At 46.5% G+C, this 21,689-nt stretch carries 23 protein-coding genes and 1 tRNA gene; 19 read left to right on the top strand and 5 right to left on the bottom strand.

The annotated features are described in order from the left end of the window. Positions 1-84 precede the first annotated feature (84 nt). The 18 genes from ASJ33_RS03135 to ASJ33_RS03040 all read left to right on the top strand — a co-directional run bounded on the left by ASJ33_RS03135 (position 85) and on the right by ASJ33_RS03040 (position 15,807). On the top strand, positions 85-1,104 hold the full coding sequence (locus tag ASJ33_RS03135; RefSeq protein WP_023652099.1) for a 2-hydroxyacyl-CoA dehydratase family protein: 1,020 nt from the start codon (positions 85-87) through the stop codon (positions 1,102-1,104). Positions 1,105-1,125: 21 nt separating this feature from the next. Next, on the top strand, positions 1,126-2,130 hold the full coding sequence (gene gap, locus ASJ33_RS03130; protein ID WP_041330756.1) for a type I glyceraldehyde-3-phosphate dehydrogenase: 1,005 nt from the start codon (positions 1,126-1,128) through the stop codon (positions 2,128-2,130). Positions 2,131-2,224: 94 nt separating this feature from the next. Continuing rightward, on the top strand, positions 2,225-3,403 hold the full coding sequence (locus ASJ33_RS03125) for a tubulin/FtsZ family protein (RefSeq protein WP_010936364.1): 1,179 nt from the start codon (positions 2,225-2,227) through the stop codon (positions 3,401-3,403). 202 nt (positions 3,404-3,605) lie between these two features. Then, a complete protein-coding gene (locus ASJ33_RS03120; protein WP_041330754.1) occupies positions 3,606-3,980 on the top strand; it encodes a DUF2089 domain-containing protein in 375 nt (124 codons plus the stop codon). Next, positions 3,980-4,264: a hypothetical protein gene (locus ASJ33_RS03115; RefSeq protein ID WP_012881845.1), complete on the top strand. Its 285-nt coding sequence runs from the start codon at positions 3,980-3,982 to the stop codon at positions 4,262-4,264. Before ASJ33_RS03120 ends, ASJ33_RS03115 begins: the two co-directional genes overlap by 1 nt. A 15-nt stretch (positions 4,265-4,279) precedes the next feature. Beyond that, positions 4,280-4,702: an SHOCT-like domain-containing protein gene (locus ASJ33_RS03110; protein WP_012881844.1), complete on the top strand. Its 423-nt coding sequence runs from the start codon at positions 4,280-4,282 to the stop codon at positions 4,700-4,702. Between the two features lie 384 nt (positions 4,703-5,086). After that, on the top strand, positions 5,087-6,775 hold the full coding sequence (gene dnaX / locus ASJ33_RS03100; protein ID WP_041330753.1) for a DNA polymerase III subunit gamma/tau: 1,689 nt from the start codon (positions 5,087-5,089) through the stop codon (positions 6,773-6,775). Between the two features lie 9 nt (positions 6,776-6,784). After that, positions 6,785-7,084, top strand: a complete 300-nt coding sequence (locus tag ASJ33_RS03095; protein WP_023652094.1) for a YbaB/EbfC family nucleoid-associated protein — start codon at positions 6,785-6,787, stop codon at positions 7,082-7,084. 21 nt (positions 7,085-7,105) lie between these two features. Further along, a complete protein-coding gene (gene recR / locus ASJ33_RS03090; protein WP_023652093.1) occupies positions 7,106-7,720 on the top strand; it encodes a recombination mediator RecR in 615 nt (204 codons plus the stop codon). Positions 7,721-7,757: 37 nt separating this feature from the next. Continuing rightward, positions 7,758-8,822: a magnesium/cobalt transporter CorA gene (corA, locus tag ASJ33_RS03085; RefSeq protein WP_023652092.1), complete on the top strand. Its 1,065-nt coding sequence runs from the start codon at positions 7,758-7,760 to the stop codon at positions 8,820-8,822. 1 nt (position 8,823) lies between these two features. Further along, positions 8,824-9,546 (top strand): DNA alkylation repair protein, encoded by a 723-nt coding sequence (locus ASJ33_RS03080; RefSeq protein WP_023652091.1) that lies wholly within the window; start codon positions 8,824-8,826, stop codon positions 9,544-9,546. 128 nt (positions 9,547-9,674) lie between these two features. Then, positions 9,675-10,463 carry a DNA repair protein RecO gene (gene recO, locus ASJ33_RS03075; RefSeq protein WP_041330751.1) on the top strand — a complete coding sequence of 263 codons (789 nt, stop codon included), beginning with the start codon at positions 9,675-9,677 and terminating at the stop codon, positions 10,461-10,463. Positions 10,464-10,862: 399 nt separating this feature from the next. Further along, on the top strand, positions 10,863-12,359 hold the full coding sequence (lysS, locus tag ASJ33_RS03065) for a lysine--tRNA ligase (protein ID WP_072555574.1): 1,497 nt from the start codon (positions 10,863-10,865) through the stop codon (positions 12,357-12,359). Positions 12,360-12,390: 31 nt separating this feature from the next. Continuing rightward, positions 12,391-13,632: a serine--tRNA ligase gene (gene serS / locus ASJ33_RS03060; protein WP_041330747.1), complete on the top strand. Its 1,242-nt coding sequence runs from the start codon at positions 12,391-12,393 to the stop codon at positions 13,630-13,632. A gap of 16 nt (positions 13,633-13,648) precedes the next feature. Continuing rightward, positions 13,649-14,767, top strand: coding sequence for an aminotransferase class I/II-fold pyridoxal phosphate-dependent enzyme (locus ASJ33_RS03055; RefSeq protein WP_041330745.1), 1,119 nt, complete (start codon positions 13,649-13,651; stop codon positions 14,765-14,767). Positions 14,768-14,864: 97 nt separating this feature from the next. Then, the gene (locus ASJ33_RS03050) at positions 14,865-15,095 is read left to right on the top strand and encodes a hypothetical protein (protein WP_023652084.1); all 231 of its coding nucleotides are present in this window, start codon (positions 14,865-14,867) and stop codon (positions 15,093-15,095) included. Positions 15,096-15,188: 93 nt separating this feature from the next. Continuing rightward, complete coding sequence (locus tag ASJ33_RS03045; protein ID WP_041330743.1) at positions 15,189-15,473, top strand: hypothetical protein; 285 nt, start codon at positions 15,189-15,191, stop codon at positions 15,471-15,473. A gap of 244 nt (positions 15,474-15,717) precedes the next feature. Then, positions 15,718-15,807 (top strand) — tRNA-Ser (locus ASJ33_RS03040). A 124-nt stretch (positions 15,808-15,931) separates the two neighbouring features. On the opposite strand, the gene ASJ33_RS03035 is transcribed toward ASJ33_RS03040, so the two are convergent. From ASJ33_RS03035 to nfi, 5 genes are all read right to left on the bottom strand, one after another. Beyond that, entirely contained in the window at positions 15,932-17,524 is a 1,593-nt protein-coding gene (locus ASJ33_RS03035; protein WP_236886630.1) for a peptide ABC transporter substrate-binding protein, read from the bottom strand. A 2-nt stretch (positions 17,525-17,526) separates the two neighbouring features. After that, positions 17,527-18,213, bottom strand: a complete 687-nt coding sequence (gene radC / locus ASJ33_RS03030) for a RadC family protein (RefSeq protein ID WP_041330739.1) — start codon at positions 18,211-18,213, stop codon at positions 17,527-17,529. Beyond that, positions 18,197-19,423, bottom strand: coding sequence for a peptidase MA family metallohydrolase (locus ASJ33_RS03025; protein ID WP_041330737.1), 1,227 nt, complete (start codon positions 19,421-19,423; stop codon positions 18,197-18,199). Before ASJ33_RS03025 ends, radC begins: the two co-directional genes overlap by 17 nt. Continuing rightward, a protein-coding gene (gene prfB, locus ASJ33_RS03020) for a peptide chain release factor 2 (protein WP_186003641.1) occupies positions 19,420-20,509 on the bottom strand; the annotation gives its coding sequence in 2 pieces (ribosomal slippage) (positions 19,420-20,451 and positions 20,453-20,509; 1,089 coding nt in all). The genes ASJ33_RS03025 and prfB overlap by 4 nt, the downstream gene beginning before the upstream one ends. Positions 20,510-20,621: 112 nt before the next feature. Beyond that, the gene (gene nfi, locus ASJ33_RS03015; protein WP_041330735.1) at positions 20,622-21,293 is read right to left on the bottom strand and encodes a deoxyribonuclease V; all 672 of its coding nucleotides are present in this window, start codon (positions 21,291-21,293) and stop codon (positions 20,622-20,624) included. Between the two features lie 145 nt (positions 21,294-21,438). Between nfi and rpsP the strand changes: the two genes are divergently transcribed. After that, positions 21,439-21,687, top strand: coding sequence for a 30S ribosomal protein S16 (rpsP, locus tag ASJ33_RS03010; RefSeq protein ID WP_012881826.1), 249 nt, complete (start codon positions 21,439-21,441; stop codon positions 21,685-21,687). Positions 21,688-21,689 lie beyond the last annotated feature (2 nt).

The following is a 21,689-nucleotide window of genomic DNA, read 5'->3' as shown; positions in this document are numbered from 1 at the left end:
CCACACTGCATCCGCAGGGTAAAGCTTTAAAGATATGCCAGATGCCATATGGGATAAAAAATTTTTCATAAAATGTGAGCTGTTTTGAAAAATAACGGGCACCCCAAATACATCGGCATTACCACCACCGTACCCATAGAAATACTGCTTTCAGCCGGTTACAGCCCGCTGGACCTGAATAATATTTTCGTTTCAGATACAAATCCTGACAGGCTTATCCGCTTGGCTGAAAAAGACGGCTTTCCCTTGAACTGCTGTGCCTGGATAAAAGGCATTTATGGTGTCTGCCTGGATAAAGGCATAAGCGAGGTTATCTGTGTAACCAGCGGTGACTGCTCAAACACCCAGATGCTAAGGGAAGTTTTGAACCTAAAAGGTATCCGCACTATTCCCTTTGACTTCCCCACCGAACCCAACCCCGCGGAGGTAAAAGCATCTCTGTCAAAGCTGGCCATTAGGCTGGGTACTACTCTTGAGGCGGCGGAAGAATGGCGGAAAACACTTAGTCCCGCCAGAGAGCTGGCACACAGACTGGACTACCTGTGTTATGCCGAAAACAAAGTATCCGGTTTTGAAGACCACTACTGGCTGGTATCCAGTTCAGATTTTAATAGTGATTATGTAAAGTACCAAGCTGACCTTCAGAAACTTCTGAATACAGCGAAAAGCCGCACCCCTTACCCCTCAACAGAACTAAGGCTGGCATATCTGGGCGTTCCTTCGGTATTCGGGCAGGAGCTTTACCCTTACCTTGAGCAAAACGGAGCCAGAGTGGTGTTTAATGAAATTCAGAGGCAGTTCAGCCTGCCCGAAGGCGGTGCTGATATCTCCCAGTCTTACACCGCTTATACCTACCCCTACCCCATGGAATACCGCTTAAGGGATATTCAGATCCAGCTCACTGAGCGCCGCATAGACGGCATAATCCATTACACCCAAGCTTTCTGTCATCGGGCTATCGGTGATATTATATTGAGGCAAAAGCTGCCGCTTCCCATACTCACCCTGGAAGGCAACGCAGATTTTCATTTAAACCAGCATCAGAAAACCCGGCTTGAGGCCTTTTTGGATATGCTTAAGGCCAAAAAACAGATAAATCTATAATTTACTTGAAGGGGGATTATTATGGTAACCAGAATCGGCATTAACGGGTTCGGACGAATCGGGCGTATTACCCTAAGGACTATAAACCAGTACCACCGCGGCGAACTTGAAGTAGTTGCGGTAAATGACCTGGCAGACAATAAATCCAATGCCCACCTTTTAAAATGGGACTCAACCTACGGCAAATATCCCGGCACAGTTGAATCTGATGACTGCTCTATAATAGTAGACGGCAAACCCATCAAGGTTTTCAGCGAACGTGACCCCATGCAAATCCCCTGGGAGACCGCCGGAGTAGATTTGGTGATTGAATCTACCGGTTTGTTTACCGATGCCGCTAAAGCCTCCGCCCACCTTCGCGGCAGTGTTAAGACTGTGGTCATTTCCGCCCCGGCCAAGGGTGAAGATATCACCGTGGTTATGGGTGTAAACGAAGAAAAATATAACTGCAATACTCACCGTGTTATCTCCAATGCCTCCTGCACCACCAACTGTGTCGCCCCCCTTATAAAGGTACTCCATGATAAATTCGGGGTTAAAAAAGGCTTCATGACTACCTGCCATGCCTATACCAATGACCAGAAGATACAGGATATGTTCCACAAGGATATCCGCCGGGCCAGAGCCGCCGCGGTCAATGTTATCCCCACCACTACCGGTGCCGCTAAAGCGGTAGCTTTGGTGCTGCCCGAACTTAAAGGCAAACTGGACGGTATTTCATTCCGCATACCCTCTGCCAGCGTTTCACTGGTGGATTTTGTAGGTGAACTGGGCAGAAATGTAACCGTAGAGGAAGTAAACGCCGCTTTCAAGGAAGCCGCCCAGGGCAAGCTGGCCGGCATACTAGAATACTGCGAAGAAGAACTGGTCAGCAGTGATTTCAAGAGCAACCCTGCCAGTTCCATCATAGATGCCCCCAGTACTATGGTGCTGGACGGCAATATGGTAAAAGTACTTTCATGGTATGATAATGAATGGGGTTACTCCACCCGCCTGGGAGATTTGATAGCTTATATTTCCAAATAGATTTTTAAACTAATAACTGGGATAGATTTAAACGTAAGTTGTTGACATGCTAAAGCTATTAGTTTAGAATTTAGCCCGATTAACGGAGGACAAAATGAAATTAATTGTAATAGGTCTTGGGCAATGCGGCAGCCGCATAGCGGATGAGTTTGCCCGTATGGATAAAAGGGCCCGCTCCCAGCGTAACGTAAGCATCTGCCCGGGAGTATTTGCCGTGAACACAGACCAAGCTGACCTTTCAGGTCTGGTTACCATCAAACCTGACCACCAACACCGCATACTTATCGGCGGGCGTAAAACCGGCGGCCATGGGGTAGGTAAAATAAATGAACTGGGTGCTGAAATTGCCAGAGCAGATGCCGACAAGGTTATAGATGCCCTGCGCACCACCAAGCGTTTTTATGATGCAGACGGTTTTCTGGTTATTGCCGGTGCGGCCGGCGGTACCGGTTCGGGTTCGGTTTCCATTATCGCCCAGCATATCAAAGAGCGCTACATGGACAAACCGGTTTATGCCCTAATAGCCCTGCCCTTTGAGCATGAGGAGAAAACCGAAGAGCGCACCGTCTACAATACCGCTGTCTGCTTAAAATCCATCAGCTCTGTTGCAGATGCGGTTATACTGGTGGAAAACCAGCGTTATGTCCGCAAGGATTTTTCACTCCGCTACAACCTTTCCAAGATAAACTCCCTGATTGTTGAGCCCTTTTGGGATTTGCTGTGTGCCGGTGAAGAAAAGAATTCCAAGTACATTGGAGCCAAGACCATGGACGCCGGTGATATCATCCAGACCATTTCAGGCTGGACCGTTATCGGACACGGCAAGGCCCGCGTCCGCACTCTGACCCTGCCCTTTGATAAAACTGACCATTTCCGGATGAAGAGCGTTTCCAACTACAAGGGCATCCGGGCTATGGATGAAGCCGTAAGCGAGCTTTCCCTGAAAATTGACCCCCGTGATGCCGGACGGGCGCTGTTCCTTATTTCCGCCCCTGCAAAAGAAATAAATATGGATATCATAAAAGAACAGGGTGACTGGCTGCGTGAGATGGCTCCTAACGCCATTATCCGCAACGGTGACTACCCCCGCGAAAAAGACACCATGACTGTAACCGTTATTTTCTCCGAGTTATCTGACCTTGAGAGGGTACGTTACTACTACAACCGTTCCACCAGCATGATGCCGGTAATCAAGCAGCGTCAGGCTGACCTGGCGGACAGGCGGCGTGACATCGATGAACTCAGCAGAGATATTCCTTCCCTGCTTGAATAACCTCTAAACCACATGGCACTTTAACGGCTTCGGAATTTCCGAAGCCGTTTTTTATTGTCCGCAGAATACCTCTTGGCAACCAAATAAGTTTTTAAATATTTACCCCATGCATTATTAATTTTTTTAATTTATATATTGACTTTTTTAATTTTTCGCCATATAATACTGACATAAGTTAAATAACTACCCGGAGGTACACAATATGGCAAAAGACTGGCAGGAACTGACCAAGCTCACCCAGGGAGCAACCGTAACGGTTGAGCGGGTCAAACTGGTATCTTCAGGCATTGCCATTGAGGGGAGCTTTGATTTACCTGCTTTGGCCAGACTCTCCGCTGAAGACCAGGTATTTGTAATGGCATTTGTAAAATGCCACGGCTCAATAAAAGACATGGAAAAGTTTTTCGGTATCAGCTACCCCACCGTTAAAAATCGCCTGCAGCGGATAGGGGCAAATTTCAGCTTTGTTGAAAACTTCCCAACCCCGCCCAAGACCAATGAAGATGATAACATACTGACAGAACTGGAAAAGGGCGGGATTTCGGTAGAAGAAGCTCTAAGGAGGTTGCAAAGATAATGTACTGGCCACCTATGCTGTTTTGGGTAGGAATACCATTCGGCAAACATAGCAGAAGTTTCCCGCTTATACTGCCGCTATTTCTGGTCTACCCCATTGTACTGGCACTGATGATCGTATTTGCACCGTTTATGCTGCTAGCCATTTTGCTGACATGGTCAAGCGGCAAAGGCCGCTTCCTTTTACTTGTCGGTCCATATTCATACCGCTTGTGGTGTGCCCTCAGGGGTATGAATGCAGATATCCGCGACAATAAAACACGTATAAAAGTACAGTTTATATAAGGGGGAATATTAAAAATGTCTGAAAATGCTAAAAAAATACTGCAAATGCTTTCCGAAGGCAAAATAACCGTAGACCAGGCCAATAAACTGCTTGAAGCGCTGGGTAATGAAGACGCAAAACCCGCCCCGGCTGCCGCCATAACTGCCAAAGGAGTACCCAAATACCTGCGGGTAATAATAAACGGCACTGACGAAGACAGTAATGCCAAGGTCAATGTGCGCGTTCCAATGGCTCTGCTAAGAGCCGGAATCAAGCTGGCATCCATACTTCCGGCAGATGCTACCAATGAAATAGACAGCAACCTTAAGGAAAAGGGTGTCAACTTTGATTTCAAGAACCTGCGTGAAGAGGATATCGAGCCGCTTATTGAAGCTATGACTGAGATGGAGGTAGACGTGGACAGTGAAGGCAGCAAGGTAAAGGTATTTACCGAATAAATACAGCTGACACTGCATACCCGCACAAATAAATGTTTGAAATATATTCCTTGTATAACTGCGAATTGAATAAAGAATCCAGGGTGCAGGCAGAAAATTACCGTCGTCTGCACCCTACCCGCCCTGCTAAACCTGAATACCCGCTAATACTACCACAGGGTAAGCCCATAGCAAGTGCAGGCAAGCGTATTATCAGCCATCATTATTTCCCAACCCGTTCCTGATAGCAAAAACGAGTAACCCGTTTATGCCAACAAACCTGCTGAGACTTAGGCCTTTTGAATATATCAAACCCTGCAGGACAAACCGGCAGGGTTTTTTAATAACTCATAGCTAAATATCTGCCTGAAATTGCTTTGGAGAATAACATTTTTAGGGTATAATATGGCAGATATGACCTGTCAGGTATTTTACCGCAAATGGCGCCCCCAGACTCTGGCTGACCTTGTCGGCCAGGAACACGTTGCCCACACCCTGAAAAATGCCCTTTCAAGCGGGCGTATTGCTCAGGCATACCTTTTTTGCGGTCCCAGAGGCACCGGCAAAACCAGTACCGGACGCATTTTGGCCAAAGCGGTAAACTGCACCACCAACCAGGGAAAGGGCGAACCCTGCAATACCTGCCCCATGTGTTTATCCATAACCGAGGGCAGCTCTATGGACGTAATAGAAATAGATGCTGCCTCCAACACCGGGGTAGACGATATCCGCGAACTCAAAGAAAAAGTTCAGTACGCCCCGGCACTGGCGAACTACAAGGTTTATATCATAGATGAAGTCCATATGCTTTCCAACAGTGCCTCAAACGCACTCCTGAAAACGCTTGAAGAACCCCCGCCAAGGGTTATATTTATACTGGCCACTACAGAAATCCACAAGGTTTTACCGACTATTATGTCCCGTTGCCAGCGGTTTGATTTCCACCGGGTATCCCTTTCGGATATGACCCGCAAACTGGAAAAAATAAGCAAGGCAGAGGATATAAATATAGAACCGGAAGCCTTAAAACTGATAACCCGTTCGGCAGGCGGCAGTTTCCGTGACGGTGAAAACCTGCTCCAGCAGATAGCCACCACTTACGGTGCGGAAATAAGCCTGTCCCAGGTACAGGCGGCTCTGGGTATCAGCGGAGATGAACGCATAAAGACTTTGGCTGAAAATATCCTCAAAAAAGACATTAAAAACGGACTAAAAACCCTTAATGCCGTAGTAGCTGACGGGCTTGATTTAAAACAGTTCCGCCGTGAACTGCTGGATTACCTGCGACAGGTTATGCTGGTAAACAGCGGAGCGGAAAGCAGTTTGGAACTTACCACAGATGAGAAAAAAGCCCTGCAAAAAGTGTCAGCCATAACCAACCTGGAGGGTATTACCAAAGCTATAAAAGCCTTCAGCCAGCTTGATTTCAGCTCAGATACGGCCTCCAGCCTGAGTTTTGAGCTGGCACTGGTAGATGCTTCGCTTAATCCGGATACTGCACCTGCTACTATACTCCCCCAGGCCGAATTACCAGCCTCTAAAGCTGAAAAACCAGCGGTATCTAATGAGCCGCCGCAGAAAGAAGCCCAAACAGAAACCCAGGATAAAACCAAGAATGCTTCAGAACCGGCCGCTGCTTCCAAGCCGCATGCCAAAGAATCTGCCCCCAAACTTACCAGAGCGGCCATACCTATTGACGAGAAACCCAAGTACACCGCTTCTGCCCAGCCCAAAGAAGAAGAAAAAGTGCTTATCGGAGCCGGAGATGTGATTGAACAGCTAAAGGTCAGCTGGAAAAACATACTTGACCAGGCACCGGACAATCTCAAACGTTCAGCGGCGGTAGCCATACTCCGCAGCGCCGGTGTCCGCCCGGTCTCTATAGAAAAAAATGTGGTCACCCTGTCTTTTAAATACAAATACCACAAAGACAAAATTGAAGAACTGGAAAACCGCAAGGTTACAGCCGAAATTATTTCAAACTTCGTCGGCAAGACATGCACTCTGGTATGCATATCCGAAGCCGAAACCAACCATTTGGTAAAAGAAGCCCAAAAACTGGGTGCCCAGATTATATCAGTGGAGGAAAAATAAAGCGTGAACATGAACATGATTAAGCAAGCCATGGAGCTAAAGTCTAAGCTGGATAAAGCTCAGAAAGAACTAGCTAAAGTAGTGGTGGAGACTGAAAGCGCCAAGGGTGCTATCAAGATAAAGATGAACGGCCAGCAGAAAGTACTGTCACTCAGTATTTCACCTGAAATAATCAACACGTCCAAACCCAAAGATTTAGAAAATGCCCTGATCAAAGCTTTCAATGATGCCTACGAAGAGACCAAAAAAGAAGGCTCAAAGCAGATGCAAGGACTGATGGGGGATGTTAAAATTCCGGGCCTGATGTAATATTTCGGCAGGAGACTTTTTTTGAAGGATATTTCTTTACCGTCTACAGCCGGTGCAGTAAACAAGCTGATAGATTCGCTGGGCAAACTCCCGGGCATAGGCCCGAAAAGCGCCCAGCGGCTGGCTTTTTACCTGATGCGGGCGCCTGAAGAACAAGTTCTGGCACTTTCTGATACTATCCGCAGTATCAAGAACCAGATAAGCCAGTGCCGTATCTGCTTTAACGTGGCTGACAGTGAGCTTTGCCCAATCTGCCAGAATACCAAACGCGAAACAAACAAGATTTGCGTGGTGGAACAGCCGCAGGATATTTTGGCACTGGAACACGTGGGCGTCTACCGAGGCTATTACCATGTACTGCATGGAGCTATTTCCCCCACCGAGGGAATAACCTCCCAGAATATACGCATAAGCGAGCTTATGAGCCGGCTGGATAACGGCCAAGTAGACGAGATTATTCTGGCAACCAACCCCACTACCGAGGGTGAGGCCACCGCCATGTACCTTTCGCGGCTGATAACCCCGCTGGGTATAAAAGTGACCAGACTGGCACGGGGATTACCCTTTGGAACAGAACTGGAATATGCTGATGATGTAACCTTAAGCCGGGCCATGGAGGGACGCCAAAATTTCTAGTTTTCCTTTCCTGACTTGAGTCCGAAAGGAGGCGGCTATGACCAGACAATCAAAAAAGTACTCCCAAAAAGCAGGTATGCTGCCCGGCTCGGTAGTATTTATAGGTGAAGGTAAGACTGAAAAAGCCAGCCTCAGTCTGCATGCCTATACCCCTGATTCCTATCAGCCGCTGCCGCTAAAAACTCTGGCTGATTGCAGCACCCAGATTAAACAGTCCAGCGGTATTATCTGGGTAAAGGTAACCGGACTTCAGGATACAGATATGGTGGAGGAATTGGGCAAGTGCTTCAGTCTCCATCCCCTTACCCTTGAAGATGTGGTCAACACTGAGCAACGCCCCAAACTGGAAGATTACGGCACTTACCTTTTTGCGGTGATTAAAGCATTACACTGGGACTCCGGGCTTAATAAAACCCGCTCCGAGCACATCAGTCTGGTATTGGGTAAAAACTTCCTGATAAGTTTTCAGGAAAACCAGAGCGATATTTTTAAACCCATTCAAGAACATTTGAAATCTGACAATGGGCGTCTTCGCAAACTTGGGGCAGACTATCTGCTCTACTCCATACTGGATATGGTTGTAGACGGATATTTCGGCTTGATAGAGGGCTTCGGAGACTATCTAGATGAAATAGAAGAGCAGCTTTTATCCTCCCCGTCTTCCCAAACTCTCAAACAGATTTCAGAAGCTAAAAAAGAGATGCTCTTTATCCGCAAATCTATCTGGCCGGTCAGGGAGACCATTGCCTCTATTGAACGCACTGAAAACCCTCTGATAGATAAAAGCAGCCATATATATTTCCGTGATATTTATGACCACCTTATCCAGCTGATAGATACCGGAGAAACCTACCGGGATATGCTCTCCAACATGATAGACATTTATCTTTCCAGCCTTTCCAACCGCATGAATGAGGTAATGAAGGTTCTAACTATATTCGCTTCCATCTTTATACCCCTGACCTTTATCGTGGGCATATATGGCATGAATTTTGATATTCCGGAGCTCCGCCTAAGCTGGGGATATCCCGGCATACTTCTACTAATGCTAGCCGTAGCTCTACTGCTGGTCTCATTTTTCAAAAGGAAGAAGTGGCTTTAAATTGGCGGATATAGAAACCCTGAACAAATACACCGGGCTAATAAACAGCCTGAAAGCTCTGGCAAATACCGATAATGCCGCAGGTATGAGCCGTTTCGGCATATCCAATACCAATACCCTGGGAGTAAGCGTAAAAGATATCCGCCATCTGGCCAAAGAAGCCGGACATAATCACACTCTTGCCCTCTTACTCTGGGATTCAGGTATACACGAGGCCCGCATAATGGCCAGCCTGATTGCCGAAAGCCGCAAGGTAAGCCAAACAGAGATGGAAAGTTGGGTAAAGGATATAGATTCATGGGATATCTGTGACCTGTGCTGCAACAATCTATGGTCAAAAACCTCGTTTGCCTTTGAACAGGCACTCAAATGGACTTACCGCCCAGAGGAATATATCAAACGGGCAGGCTTTGTTTTACTGACCACTTTGGCAGTCCATGATAAAAAAGCCCTGGACGAAAAATTTATCTCTTTCTTCCCCCGCCTGCTGACAGAAGCATCTGACGAACGCAATTATGTAAAAAAGGCGGTCAACTGGGCACTCCGTCAGATAGGTAAACGGAATCTCAGCCTAAACCAAGCTGCCATAACTCTGGGTGAAGAAATACTAGCCCAAAATACCGGAAGTGCCCGATTTATAGCTACAGATGCCCTGCGCGAATTAAAAAGCCCCCAGGTGCAAAAACGTCTGGCAATCAAACAGGAAAAACAGCCTCACAGCTAAAAACCCTGCTTATAAGTTCAAAAGACCCGAAACCGCTTTACCTTTTGAGCTTAAACATATAATATCATTCGGTAAAGACCAAATGAGCATAGTAACCCCTTTAGAAAAACCGAAAAGACAGACTTAAAATGACCAAACCCCATGATTTTAAAACCAGAGCCATAGTAGTCCGTAAAACGAAATGCGGGGAAGCCGACCGTATTCTAAGTTTGCTTACCCCGGATCTGGGGCTGATACAAGGCTTTGCCAAGAGCGTCAGGAAAACCAAAAGCAAACTCTCTGGTCATCTGGAGCTTTTATGTTATTCGGAGGTCTCTTTGGCCAGGGGCAAAGCTATAGACACTATAACCGGCAGCCAGACTATCCAGAGTTTTCTGAACATCCGTAACAGCCTTCAGCTATCTGCCATGGCTTTTTACGCCTGTGAACTGGCTTATCATTTCTCACCGGAAGAATCTGCCAACCCGTCCATCTTTCAGCTTTTACTTTCCACTCTGGAAGAACTGGACAATGAATCTCAAGCGGAATTGTGTATAAAATATTTTGAGCTGCATCTATTGGAAAACAGCGGCTACAAACCGGAGCTTCGCGAATGTGCTAACTGCCACAAAAAACTGCTGGCAACCACCAATTACTACAGTTCGGAAAGCGGCGGCATAATTTGTCCGAGTTGCCGTAATACCCAAACCGGTATACCTGTTTCAGTAAATGCGGTGAAAGTGCTGCGGTATATTCAGGAAAACAATTTCGCCAGTATTTGCCGCCTGAAGGTCAACAGGGAAATACTATCAGAACTGGAGCTGGCAATACGTGCTAATATCCGCTTTGTACTTGAAAAAGAGCCCAAAGCCCTGTTCTGGCTGGATAGTATGAGACTAGCTGATATCTGCCAGGAAAACAGCCTTAATCACGGCTAAAGAAAGTCCCTTCACTGGATTCTTCAGTTTGAATATCTCTAGTAGCATCTAATTGTTTTCCGGATCGGTGACTTCTCAAACTATATATCCCTAAAGTTACCAATATAACAATAAAAACCACCTGTACGACACCCACAATAATAGGGACAATAGACTCTGATACATCCATGCGTTTTATTATCCATTTTGTATTATTTACAACTATTTACCGGAACGCCAGCAATTATAGCACTTTTATATCATATTTCAAATATTATCTGGCATATCTTTATACCATTTATCTTTTTTATACCTTCTAACAATTTTAACCAATTTATTAAATCAAACAGGCTATCTTTGCCTTAGCCGCAGTGATAGCATATAATAGCTTTGAAAATCCCAGATACAAGAGAGTAGTCTATGCCGGAAGAATATCTGAACGCTCAAAAAACGGAAAAACTGGAACGGATAAAGAGCCGGGGTATAAACCCTTACCCCTCCACTTTCCATCCCAGCCATACCAGCGCACAAGCCGTAGCTTTGCTAGCGGAGCTTGAAACACAGGAAAACCCGCCTAAAGAAACCCTGAGGATTGCAGGGAGGATTATGACCCGGCGCGACATGGGCAAGATTTCCTTTATGGATATACGTGACGGCAGCGGTAAAATACAGATTTTCTGCCGTCAGAATGATATGGACGAAGCGAGTATAGAACTCCTTAAAGACCTGGATTTGGGTGATTTTATAGGCGCAGAGGGCAGCCTGATGCGTACCCGTACCGGTGAGCCCAGTCTGGCGGTTACCAGAATAACCATGCTCTCAAAATCCCTGCTGCCTTTGCCGGAGAAATGGCATGGCCTGCAGGATGTGGAAAAACGTTACCGCCAGCGTTATCTTGACCTTATTTCCAATGCGGATGCCCGTCAGACATTCCTTACCCGCAGCCGTGTTATAAGCGCCATACGCTGTTTTATGAGTGCCAAAGAATTTCTTGAAGTGGAAACACCGGTTCTCCAACCTGAAGCAGGCGGCGCACTCGCCCGCCCCTTTATTACCCATCATCAGGCACTGGACTGTGATTTTTACATGCGCATAGCTTTGGAATTGCACCTTAAAAGGTTGATTGTTGGCGGTTTTGACCGGGTATATGAAATAGGACGGATATTCCGCAATGAGGGTGTCTCCACCCGCCATAACCCCGAATTTACTATGATGGAAAGCTATCAGGCCTATGCCGACTATAAAGATGTAATGAATTTCCTTGAGGAAATGGTCTCAAGTGTGGTCAAAGAAATAAGCGGCGGATATACTGCACCGTTCGGGGATATTACACTGGATTTTACTCCCCCGTGGCCCCGTCTGACCATGCGTGATGCCGTAAAGCAATATGCCGGTATAGATTTTTTTGATTTCCCCACCAAAGAAGCCTTGGCCGCGGAAATGACCCGCCGCAAACTGAAGGTAGACCCCGCCAAAGACTGGGGCAAACTGGTGGATGAGCTGGTAGGTGAATTTGTAGAACCCCATCTTGTTCAACCCACTTTCCTTACTGACCACCCGGTGGCCATGTCTCCGCTTGCCAAACAGAAGCCGGAAGACCCCCGTCTGACAGAGCGGTTTGAAGCTATTTGTGCCAATATGGAAATTGCCAATGCCTTTTCCGAACTGAATGACCCGGTAGAGCAAAGAGCACGTTTTAAGGAACAGCTTGAAAAACGCAACCAGTCGCGCACCGAAGAGTCCGAAAGTATAGATGAAGACTTTCTGGCCGCACTGGCATATGGCATGCCGCCAACCGGCGGTCTGGGCGTGGGTATTGACCGTTTGGTTATGCTGCTGACCAACCATGACTCTATCCGCGAAGTTATTTTATTTCCTGCCCTGAAGGATAGGGAAGACACAAAAACACAGGAATAATTGATATTACTCTGGCAGAAGGAGAACTTTCATGCTTGATTTGAAATTTATAAGGGAAAATGCCGAACTGGTACGCAAGGCAGTAGCAGACCGTAATACCGATGCTCCTATAGATGAAATATTGGAACTGGATAACCGCCGCCGCCATCTTACCCAGGAACTGGATAACCTTCGTGCCAAACGCAAAATGATGGCTAAACAGCGAGATGACACTGCCATTGAAGAAGGACGGGTCTTACGAGGGCAGATAACTGAACTTGAAGCTGAACTTTCTGAAGTAGATGAAAAACTGACTGACCGTTTGCTTAGAGTGCCCAATATACCCGATGCGTCTGTGCCCGTAGGCAGAGATGAAAGCGAAAATGTAGTCCTCTATTACCGCGGAGAAAAACGGAGCTTCAGCTTTACCCCCAAACCGCACTGGGAACTGGGTGAGGCACTGGATATTATAGATTTTGACCGCGGCATTAAGCTTTCCGGATCACGCTTTTATATCCTGAAGGGTGAGGGTGCCCGCCTTCAAAGAGCTCTTATTGCCTTTATGCTGGACCTACACACCCGTAAACACGATTATACCGAAATCTACCCTCCCTATATGATAAAAAGGGAGTGCCTGGTAGCTTCGGGCAATCTGCCCAAATTTGCTGATAACCTGTACCATGACGCAGAGGAAGATTACTGGTGGGTACCTACCGCAGAAGCCCCCCTGACTAATCTGCATCGTGATGAAATACTTTCTGTTGAGCAGCTGCCTATTCACTACGTAGCCTATACTGCCTGCTTCCGCCGTGAGAAAATGTCTGCCGGAAAGGACGTACGCGGAATAAAACGGCTGCACCAGTTTGACAAGGTTGAGTTGTACAAATACTGCAAGCCGGAAGACTCTTTTGATGAACTGGAAAAGATGGTGGCAGATGCTGAAGAAATAGCAGACGCACTTAAGATACCCTACCGCTTAAAACAGCTGGTCACTGCTGATATCAGCTTTGGTTCGGCTAAATCTTATGATATTGAAATGTATTCACCCGGCGTTGACGAATGGCTGGAGGTTTCATCCTGTTCCAACTGCACAGATTTTCAGGGCAGGCGGGCTAATGTCCGTTTCCGCCGCACCTCTGAAGCCAAACCTGAATTTGTCCACACTCTAAACGGCTCTGGGTTAGCCCTGCCCAGAGTTATGATATCGGTTATAGAAAACTACCAGCAGCCTGACGGCAGCATTGTTGTTCCCGAGGTACTCCGCCCCTTTATGGGAGTAGATGTTATCCGCTAGGAAAAGGGCCGTTTTATTGGAACTAAAGCAGTTTAAACTGGAACGGTACTTGGCCAAATACGAGTTCTCCGCCAAACACCTTATGTCAAGCTCGGACTGCGAACCACTGGCACTCTCCTATCTGCTGTCACTGGCAGACACAGAGTGCCGCAGCCTCTGGCAAAACCTGAAGCTTGGGTATACCTATTCAGATGGGCACCCTCTGCTTAGGAATGAAGTAGCCAAACTGTACGAGGTAACCGCCCCATCAGACATCTTAACTGCTGTACCCGAAGAAGGCATTTTTATAGCTTTAAACTGCTTGCTTAAAAAAGACGACCACGTTATCTGCACCTTTCCGGGTTATCAATCACTCTACCAGCTGGCGGAAAATCTGGGCTGCGAAGTCAGCTACTGGATGCCTGAAGAAGAAAACGGCTGGAAGTTTAACCTTGATTTTCTTACCCAAAATATCCGCCCCAATACCCGCCTGATAATAACCAATTTCCCTCACAACCCTACCGGAGCAATGCCGGACAGGGAAGACTATGCACGTATACAGGAAATAATAAACAGGCATAAGCTTTGGCACTTTTCAGATGAAATGTACCGTCTGATGGAATACGCCCCCGATACCCGCCTGCCTGCCGCCTGTGACCAATCCTCAAGGGCTATAAGCTTGGGAGGGCTTTCAAAATCATTCGGCCTGCCGGGACTGCGGAGCGGCTGGCTTGCCTGCCGTGATAAAGATATGCTTTCCAAAATGGCCGGATATAAAGACTATACTACCATCTGCGGCAGTGCCACAGACGAAATACTATCCATAATAGCCCTTCGTAATAAAAATACTATCGTGTCTGATCAAATGAAGCAACTAAACCGAAATCTGAAACTCCTTGAAGGCTTCATGGATAGGCACAAGACAAATTTCAGTTGGGTGAAACCGAAAGCAGGTTCAGTCTGCTTTCCTCGCTTAAACAAAGCTACCTCCTGCATGGATTTTTGCCATCAGATTTTAGAAAAAACAGGCATCATGCTTTTACCGTCAGAAGTCTATGATTACGGGCAAAGCCATTTCCGCATCGGGTTTGGGCGGGCAAATTTCCCGGAAGTGCTGCAGGCATTTGAAAACTGTCTAACGGGTAATCCTAGCTAACAAGTACACTAGACTTTTTTGCCTCTCAATATTTATTTATTCTTATTTTTAGAATTTTAGTCTATAATATCCTGTAGATTAATTTGAGAGGGGTCTTATGGCTGTCAGCAAACATTTGTCCAAAACACAGCATTTTCCTGTTCAAAAGGTCTGCCCGAAATGTGACTGCCACAATTTCCATACCCAGCCGAGAGTGCTGGACTGGCTGTTGGGGCAATCTTTCAAGTGTGACAAATGCGGATACAAATTCAGAAAAGTAGCCACCTCCCAAATAAACGGTTTTCAAAAGATATCCGTTCACAAAACCAGCCGCTCAAAGAGACATTAATCAATAGCATGCTCAGTCTTAAAAAGATACAGCCGTACAGCAGGTGTAGGATAGCGCTAAATTCACCCCGAGTTTGAAAGGCGAACCAGAAATATGCGCAGCAGATACCCGGCATTACAGATTATAATAATAGTGTTAAAAATACTGGCGGTGCTGATAACACTGACAGGTATTGTTATTTCTATCGGCATCATGGCAGGTGCCAGTATTATCTCTTTTGATATAGCCACCAGCTTCGGGGTTTTTGCCGGCATTATGGGTATTTTAGGCTCACTGATAATCGGCGTACTTATTTTTGCATCAGCAGAGCTTATACAATGCTTTATAGATATTGAACGAAATACCCGTAAAACTGCCCATATTTTGAATTCCAAATAAAGCCCGGCTACTACCGCTATCCAAAATACCCTCTGTTTATGCAGGTCAAAGTAACCAGCTTTGACTCTGCATTTTCCAACAGGTATAATGTGCCCACATAAGCAAAAATGGTTGCAGCGTGATCAGCAGAAATTTAGTAAATGCCATTTTAACAAATCCCGTTAGCATTTGATTAGCAAATCACTGTTATGTTAACTCACTAGGCAAACCTAAAACATTCATTTTGGCTTCATTTTACGGTCATGGAGGGGTGTCCGAGCGGTCTATGGTGACGGTCTTGAAAACCGTTGTTCCCGAAAGAGAACCGTGGGTTCGAATCCCACCCCCTCCGCCATTTATTTCTAAAAGCAAACCCTGACCGGAGATATTATATTCCGAATCAGGGTTTTTATTTAAGCACATCGGCACTCTGCCAACCAAAGGTGTTTAAACCCCTTGAGCCCGCTTTTCAGACTAATTTAGTGGTCTTCAACGGTAACTTCTGTAAGTATCGAAATCCCCATTGCATTAAGCTTGTAGCCCTTTACATAGGGTTTGACCAGCATATAGTTTTTCCCAAACCAAAAACTAAAACAGGCAGCATCATTTATAAGCAATTGCTCCGCTTGGGCATAAAGCTGCATGCTTTCATGAATATCCAGAGTGGCAGCCGCCCTTGCCAGCAGGGCATCTACCTCAGGGTTAGAATAATCTCCGCTGTTATAAGATGCACCGGTCTCAAAAAGCACTGCCAGAAAATCTTGCGGATGGGGGTAATCTGCCATCCAGCCGGAATAATAGAGGTTATCTTTTTCTGTCTGGAGGTCATAAAGGAAAAGCTCCATATCTATCTGGCGGACTATCACTTCCACCCCCAGATTCTGTCTCCACTGGTCAATCACTGCTTCCAATTCCGGAGCAAGCAACCCGGCCCAGCCTGACGTTGTCAGAGTGATAGTAGGCAGGTTTTCCACACTGCCATAGGAAGATTCGGCTATCAGTTCAAGGGCACGTTCCGGATTATACTCAAGTCCGACCAGTTCCGAATTGTACCCGGGCATACCCGGCGGCAAGATACCCTCGGCCATGCTGACACTACCTTTATAACAGAGCTCTATAATACGGGCTTTATCTACCGCCATACTAAAAGCCTGCCTGATTTTAGGGTCATCAAACGGGGCTTTACTGGTTACATAGGCAAAATAGTAAAAACCAAGCTGAGGCACTACCTGTAAATCAGCTGCAAAAACGCCGTCCGGATCTGTGGCTTTAGCCAGATAATCAGCAGTGACAGCTGCCACATCTACCCCGCCCACTTCATATAAATCCATAGGTTGGCCGGACTGGAGACGGAAAATAACACTGGCAATTTTTGCCGGTGTATCATAATAATCGGGGTTTCTATTTAGTACAATATAGTTTCCCTGGGTAAGTTCGGTAAGCGTAAAAGGACCTGTACCCACCGGTTTTTTCCACCACCCGCTGCCTTGAGACACATTATTTTTGTCTACCACAAAAGCAGTCACATATGAAATTTTCGAAAGGAAGAAACTGCAGGGGGATACCAGCTTTACCCTTAACGTTAAATCATCTACCACAGTCACCCCTGAAATAGATGTTGCCTGTCCTTGTACCATTTCAGTTACACCCTGAATATCTCCCAAAAAGGTCAGCACCGTGCCTGAGGCAGTTTCAGGGCTGGCAGCCCTTTCCCATGAATATTTAAAATCTGCGGCAGTGACAACACGTCCGTTATGAAATTTCACATTCGGTTTTAAATAAAACGTATAGGTGAGCCCGTCAGGGCTTACCTCCCAACTTTCGGCAATATCCGCAACAGGAGTCAGGTCATCTCCCATTTTCAGCAAACCGCTAAATATCTGGTAAATATAGGTCACCGAAGAAATATCACTTACCTTGGCAGGGTCAAGGGTATAAGGTTCTTCTCCAATCAGGGTAAGTACATTGTCGCCTGTAGGCATAGCGGTATCTCCGGGTGCATAACCACAGCCGCTCAGTAATAAACTGAAACTGAGACAGACAGAAAAAATTGCAAACAGTATTTTTTTCATAATTATAAAAGCCCCTGTCTTTTTAAACTGGTAAAGCTTTGTCTGCCTATTATGATATGGTCAAGTACCTCTATCCCCATTATGCTGCCAGCCTCTCGCAAACGGGCAGACAGACCGATATCATCTGGAGATGGCTCGGTATCTCCGGAAGAATGGTTGTGTGCCAGTATTACAGTTGCGGCACTAGCGGATAGCGCTTCTTTGAAAACCTCGCGGGGATGAACCACACTCTCATCTAAACTGCCGGCAGATATATGCCCTACCTTGATAAGCCTGCTTTTTACATCCAGCATCAAACAGAAAAAATATTCTTTTTTCGCGTCCGATACCAGCGGGTATATTATTTGAAAAACATCTTCCGGGGTCTTGATACAGGGCTGGTATTCGCCTTTAATCCCCCCTGCCCGTTTAGCCAGTTCAAAAGCGGCCTTCAGCTGGCAGGCCTTTGCCAAACCTATTCCTTTCAGTTTTGAAAGTTCCTCCACCGAGGCAGAGGCTATACCTGACGGCCCGCCGAAATGGGCAAGCAAACGCTGAGCACTTTGCAGCACAGGCTCACCCGCCACACCCCGCCCCAAAATAACCGCCAGCAGTTCAGCAGAAGAAAGCACTCCGGCCCCAAGAGACTGAAGCCGTTCTCTGGGCCTTTCGGCAAGCGGCAAATCACGTATGCTAGGAACGAGAGACAACTCTGCTACTCCATAACCAGAAAGCAGTTATAATACTGCCACTTCCCACCAGCGTAAATAACACTACCAAACCAGGTGTCAGACTAATAGACCTGACCGGCTGGATTTCAACAGTGCCTCCTTTCAAAGCTGCCTGCCACTGGATATTTAGATCCTGTATATCAAAACCATAAACAGCCAGCAGCGCTTCATCATAACCGGCACCATGGCTGAATGTTTGCAGTAAATCTGAAAATTTTTCCGGACCGTAACCGGTAATGAGATAATTCACCAGGGTAAAACTTTCGGCATAAGCCAAATACGCATCTGCCGAATTGGCTGAAAACGGGCTGCACAGGCTTTGAACAGAAATAAGTTTATCCTGACTAATAGCCCATGTAAGATAATTTACATACACTGCTTCCAGATTGCCTTCGGCATACATGGAAATGCCTTCATTCAGCCACACAGGCAAATCCCCGTACGGGTTGGAAGTCATTTGGTTGGTTACCTGGTGAGCTAGCTCATGAGTGATAGCCCTTTTGCCCCAATCAATATCATAAGGTGCGATACCTATAGCTATCACATTGAAATCCGGATAAGCCACCCCGCCTGTCCATTCAGAAGGGAATACCATGGCACTTTGAAGGTCTGAAGAACTGGCATAAATATACAGTGTAATCTTGTCCTGCAGTTCTGCACCGGTATCTGCCGCAAGGCGCACAAGCGCTGCTTGCGCTGACTCCATAAGTTCATCTGCAAAAGACTGGTCACCATTATACCAGTATAGTTCCAGCATACCCTCTGAAATACTCTGCCAGTCAAAACGGGCATCTGCATATACAAGTGTCTGGATTGGGCTTACAAGGATATCTCCATCCTCATTTGTTATACGGTACCAATAATTTACACGGGCACCTGGCGGCATGCCGCCGGTATAGCGCATATCCCAGGAATACGACGTGCTTACCGTAGGCGCTGGAGTAAACTTCAAGACAGATTCGCTGTATACCTCTGAAAAACTTTTGCGGTCAACAGTATAAAACAGCCGTATATCGGTAATATTGCTGGTACTGCTGGCTGTTATACTAAAGCCTATATTGCTGGGGAAAGTAACATTTACATTACTTTTATCTATAGTAATAGAGCTTTGAGCACTGGCATCAGCCGGAAACAAACCGCCCAGCAGTATTCCCAGTATAAGCCCCAGCGCCAAAAACTGTTTTTTCATTCTTCCCTTCCTATATTCTGCCGAAGATAAGCATTTATAAACCCGTCCAGTTCACCTTCCAGCACAGTTTCAGCATTACCTACCTCATAATCCGTGCGGTGATCCTTGACCATCTTATAGGGGTGAAGGACGTAACTGCGTATCTGGTTTCCCCATTCGGCAGAAATACGTTCTCCTTTAAGCTTGGCGCGTTCTTCCGCCCGCTTGGCAATCTCTACCGCCAGCAGTTTGGATGCCAGTATCCGCATGGCAATTTCACGGTTCTGATGCTGGCTGCGCTCGGTTTGGCTGGCAACTACAATCCCTGAAGGTATGTGGGTAATCCGTACTGCGGTTGAAACTTTCTGAACATTCTGCCCGCCAGGACCACTTGAACGGAACATCTCAATTTTTATGTCTTCCGGTTTTATGTCAATATCCACACTGTCTTCAGCTTCGGGCATAATCTCTACCAAAGCAAATGACGTATGTCGTGCATGGTCGGCATCAAAGGGAGAAAGCCTAATGAGGCGGTGAACCCCGTGTTCGCTTTTCAGAAAACCGTAAGCATATTCACCATCTATCTGCAGAGTTGCGCTCTTTACGCCCGCTTCCTCACCGAGGCTTTGGTCAAGTATTTCCATGCCAAACCCCTTTTTTTCAGCCCAGCGCATAAACATCCGCAGCAACATACCTGCCCAATCCTGAGATTCCACCCCGCCCGCCCCGGCATGCACCGTAAGCAGAGCATTTCGGTTATCATACTGGCCGGAAAAAGCCAAGCCTACTTCCAGGCTGTTCAGTTCGGCAGTAAGACCGCTTATTTCATGTTCTATCTCGTTACTTAAAGACGGGTCTTCATATGACAATACCGCAAGTTCAGTAAGATCGTTTACACGCCGTTCCAAACCCCGCCAAAGTTCTGAAGTGCGCTTGTTGGCAGCCAGTTTTTTCATGGCCCTTTGGGCATTTTGCTGGTCCTGCCAGAAATCAGGGCTGGCGGAGGCATTTTCCAGTTCGGTTATCTCCAGTTCTTTAGCAGAAACGTCAAAGTCGCACCATATCAGAAAGAATGCGGCCCTTAAGTTCACTTAATATATCTTGCATAATACCTCTTTTAATATAACGCTAAAAACAGTGTACGGTTAGACGGCACGCCCAAATCCATATTATATAGAATACCATTTATAGGCTTATATGATAATACCGGAGAGGGTTTTTAAATCAACTCGGCAGCCGCCAGATGAGCTTGCCGTATCGGTTCAGGCAGCCGGTAACCACGGCAACACTCTACAACCCAGCTGCAAGCTTCCTCAAGGCAAATTTTGTGCCCTACGGATATAAACAAAGGGTTTACCCCCTTACGAGTGCGTACCACCCGTCCTACCAGTTGGTTGTTATGATACAAATCAGAGTGACTTCCAGCTGCCTCGGCTAAAGCGGTATATTCACCCACCAAACGGTTTTTAGCACAGCCTATTACCGGTTTATTTAAAAACAATCCCAAATGCGAAGCAATCCCAAGCCGTCTGGGATGGGCCAGCCCCTGCCCGTCCATAAATACCAAATCAGGTATACTTTCCAATCCCTCAAAAGCGGATAAAAGAAGCGGCATCTCCCTGAAAGATAATAAACCGGGTATATAAGGAATATGGCAATCCCCTTCGGAACGGCTTATTTCCATCAACTGCATATCAGGATAGCTAAGCACCACTACCGCCGCCCTGCCCATACCTGAAGTGCGGCTGTACCAGACATCTGCTCCGGCAACCAGATGAATATCAGAAAGAGTGCCGCAAGCAGACACTTTTTGGGCAAGTTCACGCTGGAGAACTATTGCCTGAGCGGGTGTCATATCCCAATTATGAAGTTTTTTAATTTTCACATTCATATTATATCTAATATTTTTAGATAACTACAGAGATAATTTGTATATATTTATCCTCTTTTGGGGCTAGCCAGTACCAAAGGCACATTTGACAGCTTGGCTACGATAAGTCATAATACCAGCAAAAAAGGTAAAGCGGTAAACAATCATGTTGAAAATCAGACTCACTCGTATCGGAGCCCCCAAGAAACCTTGCTACCGGATAATCGTAACTGAGGCCCGTTCGCCGCGTGATGCCACTTATACGGACATTGTCGGCACCTACAACCCCATGACTAATCCTGAAACTGTGGTCATAAACGCCGAAAAAGCCCTCTACTGGATTGGTAAAGGTGCTCAACCTACGGATACGGTTGCCCGCCTTTTGAAAAAGGCCGGCGTCGTTAATTCTAACTAAAC

The organism is Dehalococcoides mccartyi, from assembly GCF_001889305.1.
Classification (GTDB): Bacteria; Chloroflexota; Dehalococcoidia; order Dehalococcoidales; family Dehalococcoidaceae; genus Dehalococcoides; species Dehalococcoides mccartyi_A.
The sequence above is the reverse complement of the archived record's forward strand: the minus strand, read 5'-3'. Positions and strand labels throughout refer to the sequence as shown.